The organism is Corynebacterium sp. H127 (assembly GCF_037482665.1).
In the GTDB taxonomy this organism is placed as follows: Bacteria; Actinomycetota; Actinomycetes; order Mycobacteriales; family Mycobacteriaceae; genus Corynebacterium.
The window spans coordinates 1-1,044 of sequence record NZ_JBBHKY010000028.1 but is presented as its reverse complement, the minus strand read 5'-3'; the positions used below and the strand labels follow the sequence as shown (position 1 = coordinate 1,044).

The 1,044-nt window shown below is 50.8% G+C and carries 1 protein-coding gene; it reads left to right on the top strand.

The window, feature by feature from the left end:
• Nucleotides 1-265 precede the first annotated feature (265 nt).
• Nucleotides 266-1,044, top strand: a 779-nt coding sequence (locus WG936_RS12220; protein ID WP_339573063.1) for a type IV toxin-antitoxin system AbiEi family antitoxin domain-containing protein, incomplete at its 3' end; no start/stop codon positions are given.

Here is a 1,044-nt window from a genome sequence, read left to right as displayed (position 1 = left end):
CCCCCCCCCCCCCCCCCCCCCCCTTCCCCCCCCCCCCCCCCCCCCCCCCCCCCCCCCCCCCCCACCAGGTTGATTGATCCTTACTATCCGTGAGTACGATCTGAAACTCCGTGACGCACGGCCACTATCGTCCTCGACAGTCGTCGTCTTCAAGTATCTCATAGATTTGAGATCGCCGGTGACCGTGGGGCACTTCATTTGTATCACTCCTTTACTTCACTTGTATCGTCCAGTGTGATACAAGTGAAGTAAAGGAGTGATACAAATGAAGTCGATAGAAGTTTTGGGCTTGCTGGAGGCAGTCGCCTCTGAGCAGTGGGGGATTATCACTGCTGCGCAAGCGCAGCGAGAGGGTGTTACTCGTCTGCAGCTCAGCCGCTTGACGGAATCGGGAATGTTAGAACGGGTGCGACGGGGAATCTATCTGTTGCCGTCAGCGCAATATGGTCCCCTAATGGATATTCAAATTGCCTGGGTATCGCTCGATCCTGGTGTCCTTCCCTCTGAAAGGTGGGACTCCCCCCATATTGTCAGTGTCTCTCACGAATCGGCATCCTTGATTCATCAAATAGGGAATTTGATTCCAAATAAGTATTCGTTTTCTTCAAAGAAGAGAAAGCAGTCGGCTCAAAAGGATATTCATATCCATATCAATCGTGAGTTGATGCCGGGTGAGATAGATAATGTTGATGGTTTGCCTGTTACCTCAGTGGAGCGAACTATATGCGATTTAGCAGAGAAGGCTATCGAATTTGACTATTTGGCGATGATAGTGGTGGATGGTTTACGAAAAGAAGGTGTAAGGCTAAGTGTGCTCGCAGATAAGCTAGATAAATCGGCATCAACGTATGGGGTCTCCTCCGGACAGAAATTGATACAAGCATGCCAGGAGGAGGCTGAAGCTGAGGAAGATAGCGAGGAACGCTTCGACCGTTACGTCAGCGATTTAATTAGAAGAACGAATTCTTCATCTGATTTTGCGAGCGAGCAGATGAGGGAGTTGACGCGTGGGCTTTCTACTGCGGCAATGAGCGAGCAGATGAG